Here is a 1,053-nt window from a genome sequence, read left to right as displayed (position 1 = left end):
GAAAAAATAGGAAGAAGAACATCAATACAGGTAAATCTTTTAAGGATGATAACTGAAGGAATATTATCAATAGTTTCAGGTGAAAACCCAAGATTAATGGAAGAAAAACTAAAAGCATTTTTAAGCCCTGATGAAAAGAAAAAATATGAATCAGAAAAAGAAGGGTGATATAAATGGCAGATAAATGTAAAAAAGATGAAGGGCCACCACCACCACCTGGTTGGCTGGCAACATTCAGTGATTTAAATTCGTTGCTTATGACATTCTTTGTTATGTTGTTCTCCATGGCAACAATTTCACCCGGTAAATTCCAGCAGGCAGCAGTAAGTTTTAGAAGTCCCTTTAGCGGAACGCCACCAAGTGTTTTGACGGGTGGAAAAAGTCTATCAGAAGAAAGCTTAATTACATCAAATCCTGGAATTAGAGTTGAACTTTTCAGACTACAGGACAATCCAAAGTATAAAGGAAGAATAACAATAGAAGAAAATGACAAAGGTACAATAATAAAAATGCAGGACATGGCATTTTTCGAGCCTGGTAGCGCTCAATTAACCAAAGATGCAAAAGAGTTGTTATATAAATTGGGTATAATTCTAATAGAACATTCAAACAATGCAATAGAAATATATGGATTTACAGATGACAGACCGCCAAAAGAACAATTAATATATCCATCAAACTGGCATTTAGGAGCCGCGCGTGCAGCAAGTGTGGCAAAATTCTTTACAGAAGAAATGAAAAAGAAAAGAACACTTGAAAGATTGGCAGAAGTAAAAGCCGGGAAATTTGATCCTGATTATTACTATAATCCTGAAAGATTCTATCCAATCTCAGAAGGAGATAAAGACATATTAAAAGATATACAAAAATTAAAATCAAACACCGAAGCAGAAAAGATGAAATTAAAAGAGGAATTTGAAAAAGGTATAATAGATATTGCAACCTTGAAAACAAAAGAAAAAGAATTAGATGAAAAATACAAAAATGATCTTGATAGACTAAGACATCTATACAGAAGAATTGATTTATTGATTTTAAGACAGCGCTTGAGAT

Annotated in this window: 1 protein-coding gene; it reads left to right on the top strand. The window is 33.1% G+C overall.

All coding sequences use genetic code 11. The features are described 5' to 3' along the window. Positions 1-173: 173 nt before the first annotated feature. Positions 174-1,053 (top strand): flagellar motor protein MotB (locus XO11_RS10365; RefSeq protein WP_014296329.1); only part of this gene is annotated, 880 nt, incomplete at its 3' end.

Source organism: Marinitoga sp. 1138 (assembly GCF_013363265.1).
Classification (GTDB): Bacteria; Thermotogota; Thermotogae; order Petrotogales; family Petrotogaceae; genus Marinitoga; species Marinitoga piezophila.
This window is presented reverse-complemented; position numbering and strand designations above follow the sequence as displayed.